This window comes from Pseudomonas sp. 43NM1 (assembly GCF_002836905.1).
GTDB lineage: Bacteria > Pseudomonadota > Gammaproteobacteria > Pseudomonadales > Pseudomonadaceae > Aquipseudomonas > Aquipseudomonas prosekii.
The window spans coordinates 94,920-112,446 of record NZ_MKGS01000184.1; the positions used below are offsets into that span (position 1 = coordinate 94,920).

Consider the following 17,527-nt stretch of genomic DNA (forward strand, 5'->3'; position numbering starts at 1 on the left):
AAAACAATCGCCCCGGCACCCTAACGATAGGAGATTTCGTTTCACCATCGCAGAACACCGGAAGCAATTGTTAATATAGGTTTATGGCGCTTTCTGCCCAGCCTCTGACTCTAGGACGTCAACCACTCTCTGGAGCTTTTGAACCTCTTTTCGCAGCTCGGCGATAGTGATTTCCTGAGCCTCGCAACGAGCTATGTAATAGTTTTGAGATTCCTGAAAATTTTTACTCTCTCGCTCTTTGCTGAGGAAGCGATCTTCAGCGTCCTTTGCCTGCGTAAACCAGTAGACCACCTCAAGCCGGCTCTTCTCTAGCTTGTCAGTTAGGATGCTTACCGGATCCTCTCGAGTCGCAACCTTCAACTGGCGCGCAGCCGCTACCCGACGTCGTTGCTCCTTGATGTCATCTAACTGATCCTGAGGCCATTCTCTGTTACTGATTGTATTCCTATGAACGCCAGTTAATCGGGCTAACTCAGCAATGGTTGCCCGAAGTGAAGAGTCCGAGCGAATCGATACAATTCCAGCAAGGAGAACTTGCGTAACTTTATCGAAATCCTCTTTGTTGCGTTTGTCAAATGCCTTGTCACTCATCAGTCGATATCCTCGCCAAGATGCAAAAGAACACTTTCAGCTTCTTCTATGGACGCGAGTATCTGCTCTCTGTTGTATATAGATGCAGGGCTATTGAGCGCCTTCCTATTTTGGTCGCGAACTTCGCGCCATTTTCCTAAATGAGCTTTAGTAACGATTGCATTTTGACAACGGACGGGATTACACCGCAGAGATCCAAGGCAGGGCACATTGTCATCAAATTCTTCCGTTTCATTACCATAGCAGAAGCCCGTCCCCACGTTTATGATTCCAAAGCCTTGTTCCGCCATTTGCTCGAAGATTTCCTCTTTCGTGTAGCCAGCTTCAATATACCCTTGAAAAAACTTTTGCACACCCTCCAAATGCTTTTCAGCATGAACGCCTGCATAGTTTCCATTGGGATCAAATTGAGCCTTAATTGCTTCTAACGCAGCCTCACGATGAAGGCTTTGAGCAGTGGGTGACGCTTTAGATTTTCCAGCCGTAAGTTGCAGCCCAATTTCCCCGTAGCCTAGTGTGACCGCGCTGAAAGATTTATTGGGATCAATACCACCAATTGTTTCCTTAAAGTGCTTAAGCTGATGCGAGATAAAAGGAAGCCCTACATCCGCCCGGAAAAGTTGATAAGCCAGCGTATGTCTTAAAGTGTAAGGCGAATAATTCTCCAACAACCGTTCTAGGTTGTCACTATCAAGAAAGCGACCAAAAAATCTGGCCATCATATTTGACAAACCTACAGAGCCATGGGCAATAGGGGTACCAGTCAAAGCTGTCACATTCATGCCTGAAAATACGTAACGGTTTTGCGTAATTCTAGCTAAAATTTTCGCCGCATTGATTGCATCACGCACGATTGGAATAGCAACCCACCAGTCATCGAACAATTTGGAAAACTTATCCTGATTCTTTAGTACATGACTACCGATCAGGTAACACTCATTCACCTTGCTAATACAGGTATCAACCAATACTTCTGATAGCTCCGATGGCCGCATACCAGTGTACTGCGCAATAATATAACAAAGACTTTCTTGAATATACATAATGTACTCAAGAAATTCTTTATCCAAATCTCCCTCAGCCATTTTCTTGGAAGTTCCGCGCTCCACAAGCTGATTAGGTATAATTCTAGACCAAAACTCAGGCAAGACTTCAAATAGATTGTCAATAATTTGTGATGAATGATAATCAGCATTTCGAAGTCGATTGATCACATACAAATCGTAATTACGAGGTGAGAGACTGTATATTTGAGCAAGATTATGCCCCTTTTCGTTTCTACGAAGGAGTGACTGTTTATCTATTACCTCTTCTCCAAGAGCGTCAAGAAAATCCACTACATTTAAAGAGGCCAACAATGAAGCCTTCTCAAAAACCGAGTTCGGCAAAACAAGCCGAGGCTTCTCCTTGGCGTCAGATTTCCTACTGCCAAGATTCTTCCATGGAAGATTTGCCAGATCAACAAATGGAACCTGCCCTCCAAAGACACGCTGCGCAAGAACCGGTGAGCGAACGACCGTAAAGAAAGTATCAATAGAGCCCTCGTAGGTATTTTTGAATTCAACTGACACTTTCTTGTAATGCTCAACCTCGATATCCTTCAACCCTAAAAAATTGTCATTAACAAAAGCTCGTCCATATTTTTTAGAGCATTCTGCGTATAAGGCATCAACAAATGACAATCCTCTTTTGAAAACCCTAATAACCGAATACACCTTAAAGGTCGATTTGCCGGCGCTAATGCCTAGCTCTTGTGGAATCCACAAATAGCTTAAAAAAGCAGCCTTAAACTCCATTATGATTAAAGGCGGAATACTTGAAAACTGATTGAAATCTATATACTGGGCCGAGCCGCGCAGATTCCGAGGTACATCCGGATTATCTAAATTGAAATCCCAAAAGGAATCCCCAAACTTTGACCGCAGTGAAACCGACATCCCTAACAAGCTTTGATAGCGAAAGCTCGAATCCAACATACTGACGAATGCGTCATGCTCGCAAACATCACTTGACGAGATCTGAACGGTGCCTGCTATGGCTTTCAAGTAACCGATTAAATCGAGCCTCCAATTTTGAAAAGATTCGAGCTTCGAGAGATTGACTAGATTCATAGCATCACTCCATCCACTAGGACGCTAGTTTCGACAAATTCTGACAAGCGCCGACCATTCTCTAGCTGTTCAGAACTAAAACTTGAAAATTGAGGATCGAGAATTTTGGACAACACGGAGAGATTTTCACGAATGGTATCAAAATAAGGGGTTTCCATTGCAGCAACCAACTCGATCATACGTAAATAATCGCGCTGCATTGCAAATAAATCTGGCAAATTCGCCTCTGTAATTATCACGTTATTGCACGAAATGCATTTATTATAAAGCTGGCAGGGCTTTTGAGGATTGTATGACTTGAGTTTTTTCATATAATCAGGCGGATTCATTACATCTCGGCAGGCAGCAAGAGGCGTCTTAAAAATAATTTTAGGATCGTGAACTGGCGCTACCGGAATAGCCTGCGCGTCAACCTTCTCCGCTGACATTGCATTAGAATGAAGACTCCTCAGCGCTTGATCCAACTTATCCCGCGCGACCTTGTTAAAATCAAGCTTATCCAGATATCCAAGCGTAGTCGCAATATGCTTATGACCAAGCATCAACTGAATTTGAGGCAGGGGTACTCCATTGTCAATCAACTCACTTACCAAGCTAGGCCTAAATCGCGGAACCAACAAATTGAGCGGCTCACCGAGATCAGCCTTCAACTCATGTCGCTTTACAATATTTTCAAGCATTAGAGCTACGGTATTCTTGTTCGCCGTTTCTAAAGACTTAATCTCTCCAAAAAATTTTCCACTAGAAGAACTAAAAATGAACAACTTATCCTTAACTTCATCAGGAGCATCCGCCCTAAATACTGCTGTAATACTTTTAACATCATCAAAAATTCGCTTAACTTCTTTGGCTTGAGAGACAGACAGCCAAGTAATATCCGCGTGAAATAAATCCATGAAAGCGATTTTCTCACCAGTTGAGCGCTCCTTCCAGTAGCGAAGATATGGCCTACCACCAATTTCACTTTTAAGAACAAAATCTTCCACTCCGAGGCTTGCTATAGACTCAACATTCATCCCGGTAACTTGTGCAATCCGCGCAACGTATGGGGCGATCACGTTAGAGTCTCGTCGATTTAGCACTCCCCAACTCTTGTAGACCGCCTCTAACCCGAGCCTTGATTGAGTAACAATCTTTATGAATGCAGATTCGTACGGGTTGTCAGAGTATTTGTATTGAAATCCAATAGGTACACAGCGCAATTTGTTCTCAAATATCCAGCGCGCGTTTTCCAAAGTTCTTAAACCATGCAGCAGCTCACCATTTACGTCTAACGGATCGACTCCAACTCCGGTGAATTTGTAGGCTTGAGTGAGCATTCGAATTCGCTCTATGTCGCTGGAGATTGCTTGTGAAATACGATTTCGCTCAGACTTGGAATATGGGCGATAAGTTTCGGTATGGCGCCTTACCTTGAATCCTTCCGCTGCATAAAAGGATGAAAATGGAAGCCCTGGAAGTTGAACCGCTGTTTTCAAAGTGATCCTGACGGAGCTCATAATCGAGGTTCCGTACCCCGTAGAAATTTCGTCCTTAAGAATTAAATCCTCCAAATAAGCGCGAACCTGCAATAGCAAATACTCTCCAAGAACTTCCTCGAGTGGCTCAGCACCTGAAAAACCATGATTGACCAAGCACTTGCAGGTATACGTCCATCCCACAAAGTAATTATCTTGGCCAGAATCGCTATGCGACTCCACCGATGCGGAACTAAATAAATGCAAAAGACTGTGAAAAGGCTTCTCCGGCGTCGAATTCACAAGATCAGCTGCAGATGAAAGCGTCATACTTCGCAGCGCTTCAAAGTCAGCGTTCACCCGTTCGGTTTTCACCTTTACTTTAAGGGCGTCAGCGGCAGCGCGCTCCTTCACTGACATGTAGTTATTACTAATTACACCTCGACTGCGGAGATCATCCAAAATCTCATTAAAGGTTTGCCTAGCCAAAGGATAATTTATGACTGCAAAATCATAACCATCCAACTCTGGAATCTTAGCTAAATATTCAGATTTCTTTATCGTCCCCCCAGAAATCGGAATATTTTCTTTTTCATCGTTAGAGAGGCACTCATACCAATTTAAAAATCTTCTACGCCACTCACAGGCTATACCGCTATGCCCTGGAACAACGATATTTTCAGCGATCATTGCGTCGATCACTGGCTGAGTGAGATGAATGTTGGTAAGGGCAGTTGTCGTACCTACCCCCGCACCCTCAGCCACTGATTTGACGGTGATAGCCATTTCTTTTCGAATGTTGAGAGGCAAAGCAAGCAACTTCGCTCGACTACTTGTAACGCTGCCCACCCAAGTGGTTATCAAACTCTCAGCGCGGCCCGTTTGTTCTGCCTTGCTCATTTCTTCGCCCTCGCATCTATCGAGAGGCGGGTCGTGGAAGACAGCTGCTCCATATCAAACGCTTTGGAGGCAGCGTCTGAGTTCGTGCCACATACCGCATTCAAAAGGCTTGCAGGCACTTGGGTGTACATTTCAGTCGTTTTCAAGTCCGCGTGCCCCAAAGACTTCTGCAGCATCGCCAAGCGCTCTAAATAGTCCTCCCCGATGTCCTTGCTGTTGAGCAGAGCGTAGGCATAACCATGGCGAAGTTTATGGGGCGAGATTGACTTCCCGAGTCGAAGCGACTGTATTGCTCGCTTGGACACTCGGTTGAGCAAGGCGCTGATGGAATTGGCGGTGTAGGGCTCCCCATGAGCATTCAGGAATGCAGGCGCTTCGTCTTTAGGAAACTTTCGGCTGTGACGTTTGTAGATCGCGGAGGCGTGATAACGCTTGATACGCTCCAGAGTGGCAGGGCTAACAATGCTCATACGCTCTTTGATTTGGTCTCCTCCGCCTTTGCTCCCATTGATATGAAGCAAGCAATAATTGGTCGGAACGCCTAGAGGTCTCGGGTCAGCTGGGGAGATTGCTTGGCCCAATCTGATCGATTCATCTATAGGTGTTCTCGTAACTCTTGGGACTTCAGAACGGCGAACTCCACCGTCAAAAATAAACTGCAGCAAACACCGCTCACGCTCATAGGGAGTTGATTCAATCAAAATCTTGAGGTCGGGCAATGAGCAGGATTTTACTAGTGTGGATTTTGGGGCAGGCGAGATCAGACCAGCTGTATAAGGGTCATCAGTCCGGTAGGCTGGGCGGTCGTCTCGTGCAACACATAGAAACTTTGAAATAAAGGACAGAGTCGATGCATCCCGATTGCGAATAGTTTTAGAACCCAACTCCTGACTCTGCATCTCGGACACGTATTGACGAAGGACTGGTCGACCCACATGGAGGAATTTTTCATCGCGCTCCCAGGCAGATAGCTCTCGTCGACCATTCAGGAACTCCTGGCAGTATTCCAAGTTGCGCCCATAGGTAAGCGCTGTCTGCAAAGCGAATTTTTTGGTAACTAGTTTTTCGCTCAGAAATGAAGAAATCAGTGGCAACAGACGTTCATTCTCATCGAACACCCCCGCCCCGCTGACAGTCACAACTCCCTTAACCGTCTCGACGCCCTCGTTGAGCATGGACTCACCGAGATCCAGAAATTTCCCTCTCACCGCAATTACCGTCATGACACCACCACCTTAGAAAAAAGCCCGCGCACTATACACAATGTGCATTTCTATGTGGTCACAATAAACAAAGGCTTCAGGAGGTTTCCCGTTGCAATTCGTTACGTAGTGTGCATTTCTAGAAAGGGGTTATAAAATCAGCCAGTTGATCGCCAGTGTTGGGTCGGAGCTTTTGACGAAGGCGTTGCTGATGCGCGAATCGAGCGCGGGATTCTTGCTGCCGTTGACCGCGACGCTGTGGTAGTTCTCCAGGTATTGCAGGGTGTTGACGGTGTTTTCGCTGTACAGCACGCCGACCGACTGACCGTGTTGCAGGCTGGCGTTGCTGCCGCCAACGGGCAGGAAATGGCAGGTTTGCGGCTCGGCAGCATAAACCGGGGCGGTGGCGGCGACACCGCCGCTGAGTGCAGCGACAAGGGCCAGGACAGTTGAAATTCTCATCGCGCAGTTCCTTCAGAACCAAAATCGGTATGTCGCCATCCTCCTCCGATGCTGAAAAAACCAGAACTCGCTATTTGTGATGTTCACTATCGATTGAACGAATGGTCACGTAACAGCTACGAGAAACCCTGTGGTGAGGGGGCTTGCCCCCTCGCCACAGTGCAATTCACGCTGGCAAATCTTAGCGAGTCTGCAGAGGTCCGATCTCAACCACCCCGCCCTGCAACCGCACCGGCCAGACGCGCAAGCGCTGCTGCGGGTATTCCAGGCAACTGCCGTCCTCGAGGCGAAAGTGCTGTTTGTAGATTGGCGAGGCGACCACCAGGTCACCCTTGATGTTGCCAATCAAGCCGCGCCCGATCACATTCGCCCCGGATTGCGGGTCATGGTTGTCGATGGCGTAGAGGGTTTTGCCCTCGGCGCCCGGCAAATAGAACAGCGCCACTTGCGCGCCGTCGAGCCAGACCACGACGCCGGAATTGCTCACTAGATCTTGTTGTTCGCAGACCGGTTGCCAAGTGGCGGCGGTGTCGATGGCGGGTGCGCGTTGGGGGATGGAAAGGCTCATCAGGCAATCTCCTCGGTGAGCGGAATCAGGTTGAGTTCGGCGGCCATGATCGGGCGCCGTTGGCCGCGTTCCTGAACAAAATGGATGTCCGGGTCCGGGCGTTTATCGTTGACGAAGGTGCGGAAGCGCTTGAGTTTTTCCGGGTCTTTGAGGGCGTTGGCCCATTCGCATTCGTAGCGATCGACGACCAACTGCATCTGCGCTTCGAGTTCGGCGCCGAGCCCGAGGCTGTCTTCGATGATTACTTCTTTGAGGAAATCCAGACCGCCCTCCAGGCTCTCGCGCCACACCGAGGTGCGCTGCAATTTGTCGGCGGTGCGGATGTAGAACATCAGGAAACGGTCGATGTAGCGGATCAGCGTGTCATCGTCGAGGTCGGTGGCGAACAACTCGGCATGACGCGGACGCATGCCGCCGTTGCCGGAGATGTAAAGGTTCCAGCCCTTTTCGGTGGCAATCACGCCGACGTCTTTGCTCTGTGCTTCGGCGCATTCGCGAGTGCAACCGGACACGGCGAATTTGAGTTTGTGCGGCGAGCGCAGGCCTTTGTAGCGGTCTTCGATCAGCAGGGCCATTTTCACGCTGTCCTGCACACCGTAACGGCACCAGGTGCTGCCGACGCAGGATTTCACCGTGCGCGTGGATTTGCCGTAAGCGTGGCCGGTTTCGAAACCGGCTTCGATCAGCTCGCTCCAGATCTCCGGCAATTCATGCAACTGCGCGCCGAACAGGTCGATGCGCTGGCCGCCGGTGATTTTGGTGTAGAGGTCGTACTTTTTCGCCACCACGCCAATCGCGATCAGTTTGTCGGCGGTGATCTCGCCGCCGGGGATGCGCGGCACCACCGAATACGTGCCGTTTTTCTGCATGTTGGCCATGAAGGTGTCGTTGGTGTCCTGCAACGGCACCAGCGACGCATCCATGATCGGCTGGTTCCAGCACGACGCGAGAATCGAGCCCACCGCCGGTTTGCACACGTCGCAACCGGTGTGGCCACGCCCGTGTTTGGCGAGCAATTCTTCGAAGGTGAGCACGCCCTCAACGCGCACCAGCGCATAGAGTTCCTGACGCGTGTAGGCGAAATGTTCGCACAGGCTTTTGTCGACGCTGACGCCACGGGCAATCAACTCGTGCTCGAAAACCTGTTTGAGCAGGCCGGCGCATCCGCCGCAACCGGTGCCGGCCTTGGTCTGCGCTTTGAGCAAACCGAGGTCGGTGCAGCCGCCGTCAATTGCTGAACAGATCGAGCCTTTGCTGACGTTGTGGCACGAGCAGACCGTAGCGCTTTGCGGCAATGCGCCGGGGCCGAGGGTCGGCGCGCCTGCGGACGACGGCAGGATCAGACTGGCCGGTTCCGCCGGCAAGGCAATCGCGTTCTGCACGTATTGCAGCAGCGTGTCGTAGTAGCTGTTGTCGCCGACCAGCACCGCGCCGATCACGTGTTTGCCGCTGGCATCGACCACCAGACGCCGGTAGCTGGCGCTCGCTTCGTCGATGAACTGATAACTGCGCGCGCCCGGCGTGTGGGCGTGGGCATCGCCGATGGAGCCGACGTCAACGCCGAGCAATTTGAGTTTGGTCGACATGTCCGCGCCAAGGAACGGCTCGGCGCCCTGCTTGCATAACTGCGCGGCCACCCCGCGGGCCATTTGGTAACCCGGCGCAACGAGGCCGAACAGGCTGCCGTTCCACGCCGCGCATTCGCCGATGGCGTAAATGTTCGGGTCGCTGCTGAGGCATTCGTCGTTGATCACTACGCCGCCGCGCGGGCCGATGTCCAACGCGCAGTCGCGGGCCAACGCGTCCCGTGCGCGGATCCCGGCGGAGAACACAATCAGGTCGGTTTCGAGGAATTCGTCATTGGCAAAATTCATCCGGTAGCGGTAATCCTCGCCAGCGCTGATCGACTGCGTGGCGCGGGACAAGTGCACGCCGACGCCGAGTCGCTCGATTTGCGCCTTCAGTGCCAGACCGCCGAAGTCATCCAGTTGCACCGGCATCAAGCGTGGGGCGAACTCGACGACGTGCGCTTCCAGCCCCAGGCTCTTGAGGGCATTGGCCGCTTCCAGACCGAGCAAACCACCGCCGACCACCACTCCGCGCCGCGCATTGGCCGCTGCCGCACGGATGGCGTCGAGGTCTTCGAGCGTGCGATAGACCAGCCGCGAGTCACCTTCGGCGCCATCAATCGGCGGCACGAACGGGTACGAGCCGGTGGCCAATACCAACTTGTCGTAGGCCACGCAACCCTGCGCGGTAATCACCTCGCGGCGCTCGCGATCAATCTGCAGAATCGGCACGCCCAAGTGCAGCGTGACGCCCGGCGTCTGGTACAGCGACGCATCCGACAGCGCCAGCGACTCGGCATCGCGGCCGGTGAAGTACTCGGAAAGATGCACGCGGTCGTAGGCACGCATCGGCTCCTCGCTGAAGACGTGCAGCCGATAGTCCGCCAGCGCTCCGCGCTCGATCAGTTGTTCGACACAATGATGTCCGACCATGCCATTGCCGATCACGATCAGCGTTTGCAGTTTGTTCAACGCGGCAACATTGGAATTCATAAGAAGCACCCTTGCACGGCCAATCACGGTTCAAAAAGCAAAAAAAAACGCCTGAAACCTTGCGGTTCCAGGCGTCTTTGCCTGTTCTTTTGCGGTGTTGTGATCAGGCATCTATGCCTGCTCCACCGATGTTGCCCACGACCTGTTGGCCATTCGATCGTCGTTGACCGAGGGGGCGACCCAACGCGTATTCGCAATGGGTTTGCCTGAGGACTTGCAGCGTTTGTGCCAATCGCCGCGCCCCCCTTGAAACCGGGCGACTCGGCGATTTATCGCGATAGCCCTCGATGCTGCGGCGCGAGGATTGCGCTTCCGACTGGTGCACGGCGCTATAAAAAAGTGCATCGATTACAGCTTGAGCCAGCGCTTCCAATTGCCGCGCGTTCAACCCCGGCCCGCTGATTTACCGGCGTTGAACACTGATCATCGTTTATGGCGCGTGACTTGCTAATAACACCTCAAAGCAGTCAACGCTGATTGCCCACCTACGACAAAGACGCCGTGTAATCCCCGTTTGCATAACGGAGGGTCACATGGCGTTTTTTTTGTTTTCGGGTTGGGCAGGCCAAGCAACAGATCGAGGGGCGAAAATGACGGACACCAGCGTACGCAGCATCTGTCCCTATTGTGGCGTGGGTTGCGGCATCGTCATGCAGGTCGAAAACAACCGCGTTATCAAGGTCACGGGTGACAAAACGCACCCGAGCAATTTCGGCCGGCTGTGCACCAAAGGCACGACTTGCGGCCAGGCGATTGCCGAATCGGGACGCATGGAAAACGCCTTTTTGCGCCAGGAGCGCAGTCGCGATCCGGTGCAGATTGGCATCGATGAAGCGATCAACGAAACCGCCAGCCGCCTGCGCAATCTGCTGGATCGCCACGGCCCGGACGCGCTGGCGTTTTATGTCTCGGGGCAAATGTCGCTGGAAGCGCAATACCTGATCAACAAGTTGGCCAAGGGTTTCGTGCGCACTCACAACATCGAATCCAACTCGCGGCTGTGCATGGCCAGCGCCGGCAGCGGCTACAAACTCTCGCTCGGTTCCGACGGGCCGCCGGGCTCGTATGAGGATTTCGACCACGCCGAGGTGTTCCTGGTGATCGGCGCGAACATGGCCGACTGTCACCCGATTCTGTTCCTGCGCATGATGGATCGGGTCAAGGCTGGGGCGAAGTTGATCGTGGTTGATCCGCGGCGCAACGCCACCGCAGACAAGGCCGGTTTGTTCCTGCAAATCAAACCCGGCACCGACCTCGCGTTGCTCAATGGCTTGCTGCATCTGCTGGTGAAAAACGGCCACACCGACCCGGACTTTATCGCGTCCTTTACCGAAGGTTGGGAAGCGCTGCCGGCGTTCCTCGAAGACTATTCGCCGAGCGCCGTCGCCGAGATTACCGGCCTGCGCGAAGCCGATATTCGTCAGGCCGCCGAATGGATTGGCGCTGCGGCCGAGTGGATGAGTTGCTGGACCATGGGCCTCAACCAGAGCACCCACGGCACCTGGAACACCAACGCGCTGTGCAATTTGCACCTGGCCACCGGCGCCATTTGCCGGCCGGGCAGCGGGCCGTTTTCCCTGACCGGACAGCCCAACGCCATGGGCGGCCGCGAGATGGGCTACATGGGCCCGGGCCTGCCTGGTCAGCGTTCGGTGCTGGTCGAAGCCGATCGCGCATTTATTGAAGACTTGTGGCAAATCCCTCGCGATAGCCTGCCGCGCACGGTGAGTGGCGGCACGGTGGCGATGTTCGAACAGATGCGCGCCGGGCAGATCAAGGCGTGCTGGATCATCTGCACCAACCCGGTCGCCTCGGCGCCGAATCGCCAGACCGTCATCGAAGGTTTGCAGAACGCCGAACTGGTGATCACCCAGGACGCTTTTCTCGACACCGAGACCAATCGCTACGCCGACATTTTGCTGCCCGGCGCGCTGTGGGCCGAGGCCGAAGGCGTAATGATCAACTCTGAGCGCAACCTGACGCTGATGCAAAAAGCCGTGGATGCGCCTGGCGAATCAATGCCCGACTGGCAAATCATCGCCAAAGTCGCGTGCGCCATGGGCTTCGCCGAGGCCTTCAGTTACAGCTCGGCGTCGCAGGTATTTGAAGAGATCAAACGCGCCTGGAACCCGAAGACCGGGTATGACATTCGCGGCGCGAGTTATGCGCGTTTGCGCGAGAGCCCAGTGCAATGGCCGTGCGCCGCCGACGCGGCTGCGTGGCGTAATCCGATTCGTTATCTGAACGATGGCGTGAGTCAACAGTTGAAGATTGATGACGACGGCAGTCGCCCGGCCATCGTGTTCGCCACCGAGCGCGGCAAGGGGATTTTCTTCGCCCGACCGCACTTGTCGCCGGCAGAAATGCCCAATGAGCAGTTCCCGTTTGTGCTGAATACCGGGCGTCTGCAGCACCAGTGGCACACGCTGACCAAGACCGGCAAAGTCGCGACGCTGAACAAACTGAATCCGGGGCCTTTCGTTGAAATCCACCCGGAAGACGCCGCCAGCCTTGGGATCAAGGACAAGGATCACCTCGATATTCGTTCGTTGCGTGGTCGCGCGGTGCTGCCGGCGGTGGTCACGGACCGGGTGCGTCAGGGCAACTGTTTTGCGCCGTTTCACTGGAACGATGTGTTTGGCGAAAACCTGGCGATCAACGCGGTGACCAACGATGCCGTCGACCCGATTTCGCTGCAGCCGGAATTCAAGTTCTGCGCGGTCGCGCTGCAGCGCGTCGAACTGATCGAGCATCAGTTTCTGCACGTCGCGACGCCTTCAGACATTGACCTTGCCGGTGCAACTGAGGAACTGCCCATGCCGTGCATCGAGGCTTTTGCCGAGCTCGCCGGCATCAATCGCCAGCCTTCGCCGCAACTGAACGACAGTGAACGCACCTACCTCGCCGGTTTTATCAGCGGCCTGCAATCGACTGCCGGGCGCCAGGCCGCTGGTGTCCCTGCCCTGCCCGCCAACGCGCCGATGGCCGAGGGCACGCGGTTATGGCTGGACGGCTTGCTCGGCGGCTTGTTCAGCCGGGTGCAAAGTGCCGTGGCGCCGGGTGTGTTGGCCGACGATAACCGGCCGACGGTGACGATGTTGTGGGCCTCGCAAACCGGTAACGCCGAAGCACTGGCGCAGCGTTTTGCCGCGCGGTTGCGCGAAGAAGGCATCGCCGTGGAATTGAGCGCGATGGCCGATTTCCCGGCGAGCAAACTGGCGGACACGCAGACGTTGGCGCTGATCAGCAGCACTTTCGGTGACGGCGATCCGCCGGACAATGGCGAGGGTTTCTGGCACACCTTGAGCCGCGCCGAAACGCGTCTGGAATCGCTGCGTTTCGCCGTGCTGGCGCTGGGCGATCCGAACTACGAGCAGTTCTGCCACCACGGCAAACAACTCGATCAACGCTTGCAGGAACTTGGCGCCACGCGGCTGCTGGATCGGGTCGATTGCGATACCGAGTTTGAAGAACGCGCGCAGGCCTGGCTGAAGCAGTTTCATCAATTGCTGAAACCGGCGCAGGCGTTGAGTGCCGGTGTCGTCGCGAGCCCGATTGAAGCGCCCGGCAAAAGCAATCCTTACGCTTCGCGGCTGCTGAATAATCTGCACTTGAATCAGCAGAGCCTGCATAAAGAAACGCGGATGTTTTCGCTGGATCTGGCCGATTCCGGATTGCGCTACGAGGCCGGCGATGCCTTGGGCGTGTGGCCGCGCAACTGTCCGGAACTGGTCGACGAAGTGCTCGCGCTCACGCGGCTTGGCGCGGACACCTGCGTGACTGTCGACAAACTCGGCGATGTCGGACTGCGTCAGGCGCTCACCGAGCACTTTGAGATTGCCCGGCCGAATCGCGAAACCCTGGCGTTTATCGCCGAGCGCAGCGCCAATCCACAGCTGAAACAGTTGCTGAGTTGTGAGCGCAAGGAGGAATTGAAGGCTTGGCTCTGGGGCCGGCAATTGGCGGACGTGCTGCAGGCGTTTCCGATTGAGTGCTCGGCGGCTGAGCTGCTGGGCGCGCTGAAACGTCTGCAACCACGGTTGTATTCGATTGCTTCCAGCGCCAAGGCGCATCCCGAGGAAGTGCATTTGACCGTGGCAGCGGTGCGCTACGGCAAACGCAAAGGCGTGTCGTCAACCTTCCTTGCCGACCGCGTGGCCAGCGGCGAAGTCCCGGTGTTCGTGCAGCCAACCCGGCACTTTCGCGCACCCAGCGACGGCAACGTGCCGATGATCATGATCGGCCCCGGCACCGGCGTGGCGCCGTTTCGCGGCTTCCTGCAAGAACGTCGCGCCCGTGGCGATCAGGGTCGCAACTGGCTGTTCTTCGGCGAACAACACGCTGCCAGCGATTTTTACTACCGCGAAGAATTGCAAGGCATGCAGCACGACGGCCTGCTGACGCAACTGAGCCTGGCCTTCTCCCGCGATCAGCCACAGAAGATTTACGTGCAGGACCGGATCAGAGAACAAGGCGCCGAATTGTGGCGCTGGCTGCAGGACGGCGCCCAGCTGTATGTCTGCGGCGACGCGAGTCAGATGGCCAAGGATGTCGACCGGGTGCTGCACGAGGTGGCGCAGGAGCACGGTGGGTTAAGTGCCGAAAATGCCGCGAATTACTGGCGGCAGATGAGTGAGCAGAAGCGCTATTTGCGCGATGTTTATTGAGTTGGGGTTAGGGTTACACCTCACCTCCCTGCCCCGCCATTAGCCAACCACCGCCCCTGTGGCGAGCGAGCTTGCTCGCGCTGGAGCGCGCAGCGGTCCCCTGTTTTTGGGGCTGCTGCACATTTGCGCAGGATTGATAAAAGGTCGGGGTTGGGGCGTGAGGCTTACGAACGCAACACGCCTATCGCGCGGCGATATTTCTCGACGCGTTCCAGATCGTCCCACGAAGGCTGGGCGATTCGTGACAGGTCGCTGTTTTCTTCCAGATCGGCGAGTTTGACCACTCGGCCGATCGGGTTCAGCGCGGCGCGTTCGACGAAGGCTTCATAGGTTTCGCCCGGTATTTTGGTGACGGACTGGATCGCTTCCAGCACCGCTTCGCTGAACCCTTCCTGTCGCAACGCGTCGAGGCTGATGCCGGTGTCTTCGACCACGTCGTGGAGCACGGCGACGATACGCTCCTCCAGGGTGCTCACCCGCAGCATCACTTTCAGCGGATGCAGAATGTAAGGCGATCCGCCCTTGTCGACCTGCCCTTCATGCGCAGCCGCAGCGATAGCAATCGCGCGTTCCAATGTCTGGCTCATCTTGGTTTTCCTGAAGGTAAGTTCCGCATCCAAAGGCCAGCACCGCTCCCGAAAATCGTCTGATCGTGGGCAATACTGGCAATATCGGCGCTTTTGACGATACTTCTGTGCGCTTATCTAACAACAAAAATAAAGGACTGAACATGTCTGAACTGCAACTGCACCCCAAAGCCGCGCAATCCTTGAGCCAATGGCACACGATGATTCGCACCGGCGACCTGCAAGCCTTGCCCTCGTTGCTCGCCCCTGACGCGGTGTTTCGCTCGCCCATGGCGCACACGCCTTACCCCGGCGCGGCGGTGGTTTCGATGATTCTGAACACGGTGTTCGGGGTGTTCGAGAACTTTGCCTACCACCGCGAACTGGCGACCGCCGATGGCTTGAATGTGGTGCTGGAATTCAGCGCCAGCGTGAGTGGCAAACAGCTGAAGGGCATCGACATGATCCGTTTCAATGAGGACGGAAAAATTGTCGAGTTCGAGGTAATGGTCCGCCCGTTGAGCGGTCTGCAAGCCCTCGGCGCGGAGATGGGCCAGCGGCTGGGGGCATACCTGGCGGCAAGCAAAGCCTGAACCAACAAAACTGCATAGTGACCACCTGTGGCGAGGGGGCTTGCCCCCGTTCGGCTGCGCAGCAGTCGTAAATCCAGGCAACCGTTTCTTTCATGGGGAAGCTGGGGGTCGCTGCGCAACCCAACGGGGGCAAGCCCCCTCGCCACAGGATTTATGGCAGCAGGTCGAGCGAGATGCTGCGCAAAACGAATTGAACCCCAGACCCGCTGCTGTTTTCGAAACTCTATAGCGCTGTCCCTCCTCCGAGGAAAGCGCTCCCTGGAGGAAATCCCGATGAACAGTAGACTGCCGCTTCTGTTTTTTATCGCCAGCCTCAGCCCGGCACTTGCCATGGCTGAAGGTTGTGATGTGCAAACCCGATCACAAAGCCCTTCCGTGCCCGCGGTCGAATCGCATACCTGCTACGAGTACGAAGGCATGCCGGTGAACTCCATCGACTGGTCGTGCAGCAACGAAAGCAAGGAAATGATCAGCAGCACCAAGAAAAAAGTCGAGCATTGCGCCGATCGTTATCAAGCCACCTGCGTGGCCACGTTGACCCAGGAATCCCTGGCCAACCCGCATTCCACCAGCAAAGACAAAAACGCCAAATCGCTGAACATCCCCGACAACGCCCAAGTCACGACGTACTACTACGGCGCCGAACACATCGATCAGGCGCGGATCGATTGCGAATCGGGCGGCGGCAACTGGAAAACCAAATAGCTTCGGTTCAAGGGGACCGTTTAAAGCGTTTAAAGGAACAGATTTATTTGTCTGGAAAATAAATCTGTCCTTTTAATGTTGATACACCAACCCGCCGCACAGCCGCGCGCAAACCCTCTGCATCCGTTATTTATGCTCAGTTCCCAGCTTAATAATATTTTACCGATACCAGGGTGAACCCTAGTCTTGAGCCCAAGAGATGGCAGGTCATAACCGACCTGACTCCCACTTCGAAGGGTATTGAGATGACCACAGATAAAATAAAAACAGACACGTTGATCGTCGGCGCCGGTCAGGCTGGCGTGGCCATGAGTGAACACCTGAGCAAACTCGGCGTGCCGCATCTGGTGCTGGAACGCAGCCGCATTGCCGAACGCTGGCGCACCGGGCGGTGGGATTCGTTGGTGGCCAACGGTCCGGCCTGGCACGACCGCTTTCCAGGGCTTGAGTTTGACGACGTCAGCCCCGACGGTTTTGCCCCGAAAGAGCGGGTCGCCGATTACTTCGAAGCCTATGCGAAAAAATTCAACGCACCGATTCGCACCGGCGTTGAAGTGAAGAAAGTCCAGCGCAACGTCGGTCGTCCCGGCTTCACCATCGAAACCTCGGAAGGCGTGATCGAAGCCAATCGCGTAGTCGCGGCCACCGGGCCGTTCCAGCGCCCGGTGATCCCGCCGATTGCACCGAAAGACGCACCGTTCACGCAGCTTCACTCGGCCGACTATCGCAACCCGCAGCAACTGCCGGAAGGCGCGGTGCTGGTGGTGGGCGCCGGTTCGTCCGGGGTGCAGATTGCCGATGAATTGCAGCGCAGCGGCAAAAAAGTCTACCTCTCGGTTGGCGCCCACGACCGCCCTCCTCGCGCTTACCGCAACCGAGATTTCTGCTGGTGGCTGGGCGTGCTCGGCGAGTGGGATCAAGCGGCGATGAAACCTGGCCGTGAGCACGTGACCATCGCCGTCAGCGGCGCCCACGGTGGCAAAACCGTGGACTTCCGTGGCCTCGCCCATCGTGGCATGACCCTGGTGGGCCTGACCCAGGCGTTCGATGGCAGCGTCGCGACGTTCCAGCCGAACCTGTCCGAGAACCTCGCGCGCGGCGACGAAAACTACCGCGCGCTGCTGGATGCCGCCGACGCTTACAT

11 protein-coding genes and 1 pseudogene are annotated in these 17,527 nt (G+C 55.0%); 4 read left to right on the forward strand and 8 right to left on the reverse strand.

The annotated features are described in order from the left end of the window. Positions 1-81: 81 nt before the first annotated feature. The 7 genes and pseudogenes from BI292_RS24115 to nirB all read right to left on the reverse strand — a co-directional run bounded on the left by BI292_RS24115 (position 82) and on the right by nirB (position 9,852). Positions 82-591 carry a hypothetical protein gene (locus BI292_RS24115; RefSeq protein WP_101209449.1) on the reverse strand — a complete coding sequence of 170 codons (510 nt, stop codon included), beginning with the start codon at positions 589-591 and terminating at the stop codon, positions 82-84. Further along, entirely contained in the window at positions 591-2,702 is a 2,112-nt protein-coding gene (locus tag BI292_RS24120; RefSeq protein ID WP_101209450.1) for a site-specific integrase, read from the reverse strand. Before BI292_RS24120 ends, BI292_RS24115 begins: the two co-directional genes overlap by 1 nt. Further along, positions 2,699-5,059, reverse strand: coding sequence for a site-specific integrase (locus BI292_RS24125; RefSeq protein ID WP_101209451.1), 2,361 nt, complete (start codon positions 5,057-5,059; stop codon positions 2,699-2,701). Before BI292_RS24125 ends, BI292_RS24120 begins: the two co-directional genes overlap by 4 nt. Beyond that, on the reverse strand, positions 5,056-6,282 hold the full coding sequence (locus tag BI292_RS24130) for a tyrosine-type recombinase/integrase (RefSeq protein WP_101209452.1): 1,227 nt from the start codon (positions 6,280-6,282) through the stop codon (positions 5,056-5,058). Before BI292_RS24130 ends, BI292_RS24125 begins: the two co-directional genes overlap by 4 nt. 135 nt (positions 6,283-6,417) lie before the next feature. After that, positions 6,418-6,723 (reverse strand): annotated as a pseudogene (locus tag BI292_RS24135) (ATPase); the annotation flags it as partial. Positions 6,724-6,904: 181 nt separating this feature from the next. Beyond that, positions 6,905-7,291 (reverse strand): nitrite reductase small subunit NirD, encoded by a 387-nt coding sequence (nirD, locus tag BI292_RS24140; protein WP_101209453.1) that lies wholly within the window; start codon positions 7,289-7,291, stop codon positions 6,905-6,907. Further along, positions 7,291-9,852, reverse strand: a complete 2,562-nt coding sequence (nirB, locus tag BI292_RS24145; RefSeq protein WP_101209454.1) for a nitrite reductase large subunit NirB — start codon at positions 9,850-9,852, stop codon at positions 7,291-7,293. The genes nirD and nirB overlap by 1 nt, the downstream gene beginning before the upstream one ends. Before the next feature lie 590 nt (positions 9,853-10,442). On the opposite strand from nirB, the gene BI292_RS24150 reads away from it, so the two are divergent. Further along, entirely contained in the window at positions 10,443-14,519 is a 4,077-nt protein-coding gene (locus BI292_RS24150; RefSeq protein ID WP_101209462.1) for a bifunctional nitrate reductase/sulfite reductase flavoprotein subunit alpha, read from the forward strand. 164 nt (positions 14,520-14,683) lie between these two features. Here the strand turns inward: BI292_RS24150 and BI292_RS24155 are convergent, their stop codons facing one another. Then, positions 14,684-15,106: an HD domain-containing protein gene (locus tag BI292_RS24155; RefSeq protein ID WP_101209455.1), complete on the reverse strand. Its 423-nt coding sequence runs from the start codon at positions 15,104-15,106 to the stop codon at positions 14,684-14,686. A gap of 143 nt (positions 15,107-15,249) precedes the next feature. Between BI292_RS24155 and BI292_RS24160 the strand changes: the two genes are divergently transcribed. The 3 genes from BI292_RS24160 to BI292_RS24170 all read left to right on the forward strand — a co-directional run. After that, positions 15,250-15,678 (forward strand): nuclear transport factor 2 family protein, encoded by a 429-nt coding sequence (locus tag BI292_RS24160; protein ID WP_101209456.1) that lies wholly within the window; start codon positions 15,250-15,252, stop codon positions 15,676-15,678. A gap of 273 nt (positions 15,679-15,951) precedes the next feature. Then, positions 15,952-16,383, forward strand: a complete 432-nt coding sequence (locus BI292_RS24165; protein WP_101209457.1) for a hypothetical protein — start codon at positions 15,952-15,954, stop codon at positions 16,381-16,383. Positions 16,384-16,592: 209 nt separating this feature from the next. Further along, positions 16,593-17,527, forward strand: a 935-nt coding sequence (locus tag BI292_RS24170; RefSeq protein WP_371918757.1) for a flavin-containing monooxygenase, incomplete at its 3' end; no start/stop codon positions are given.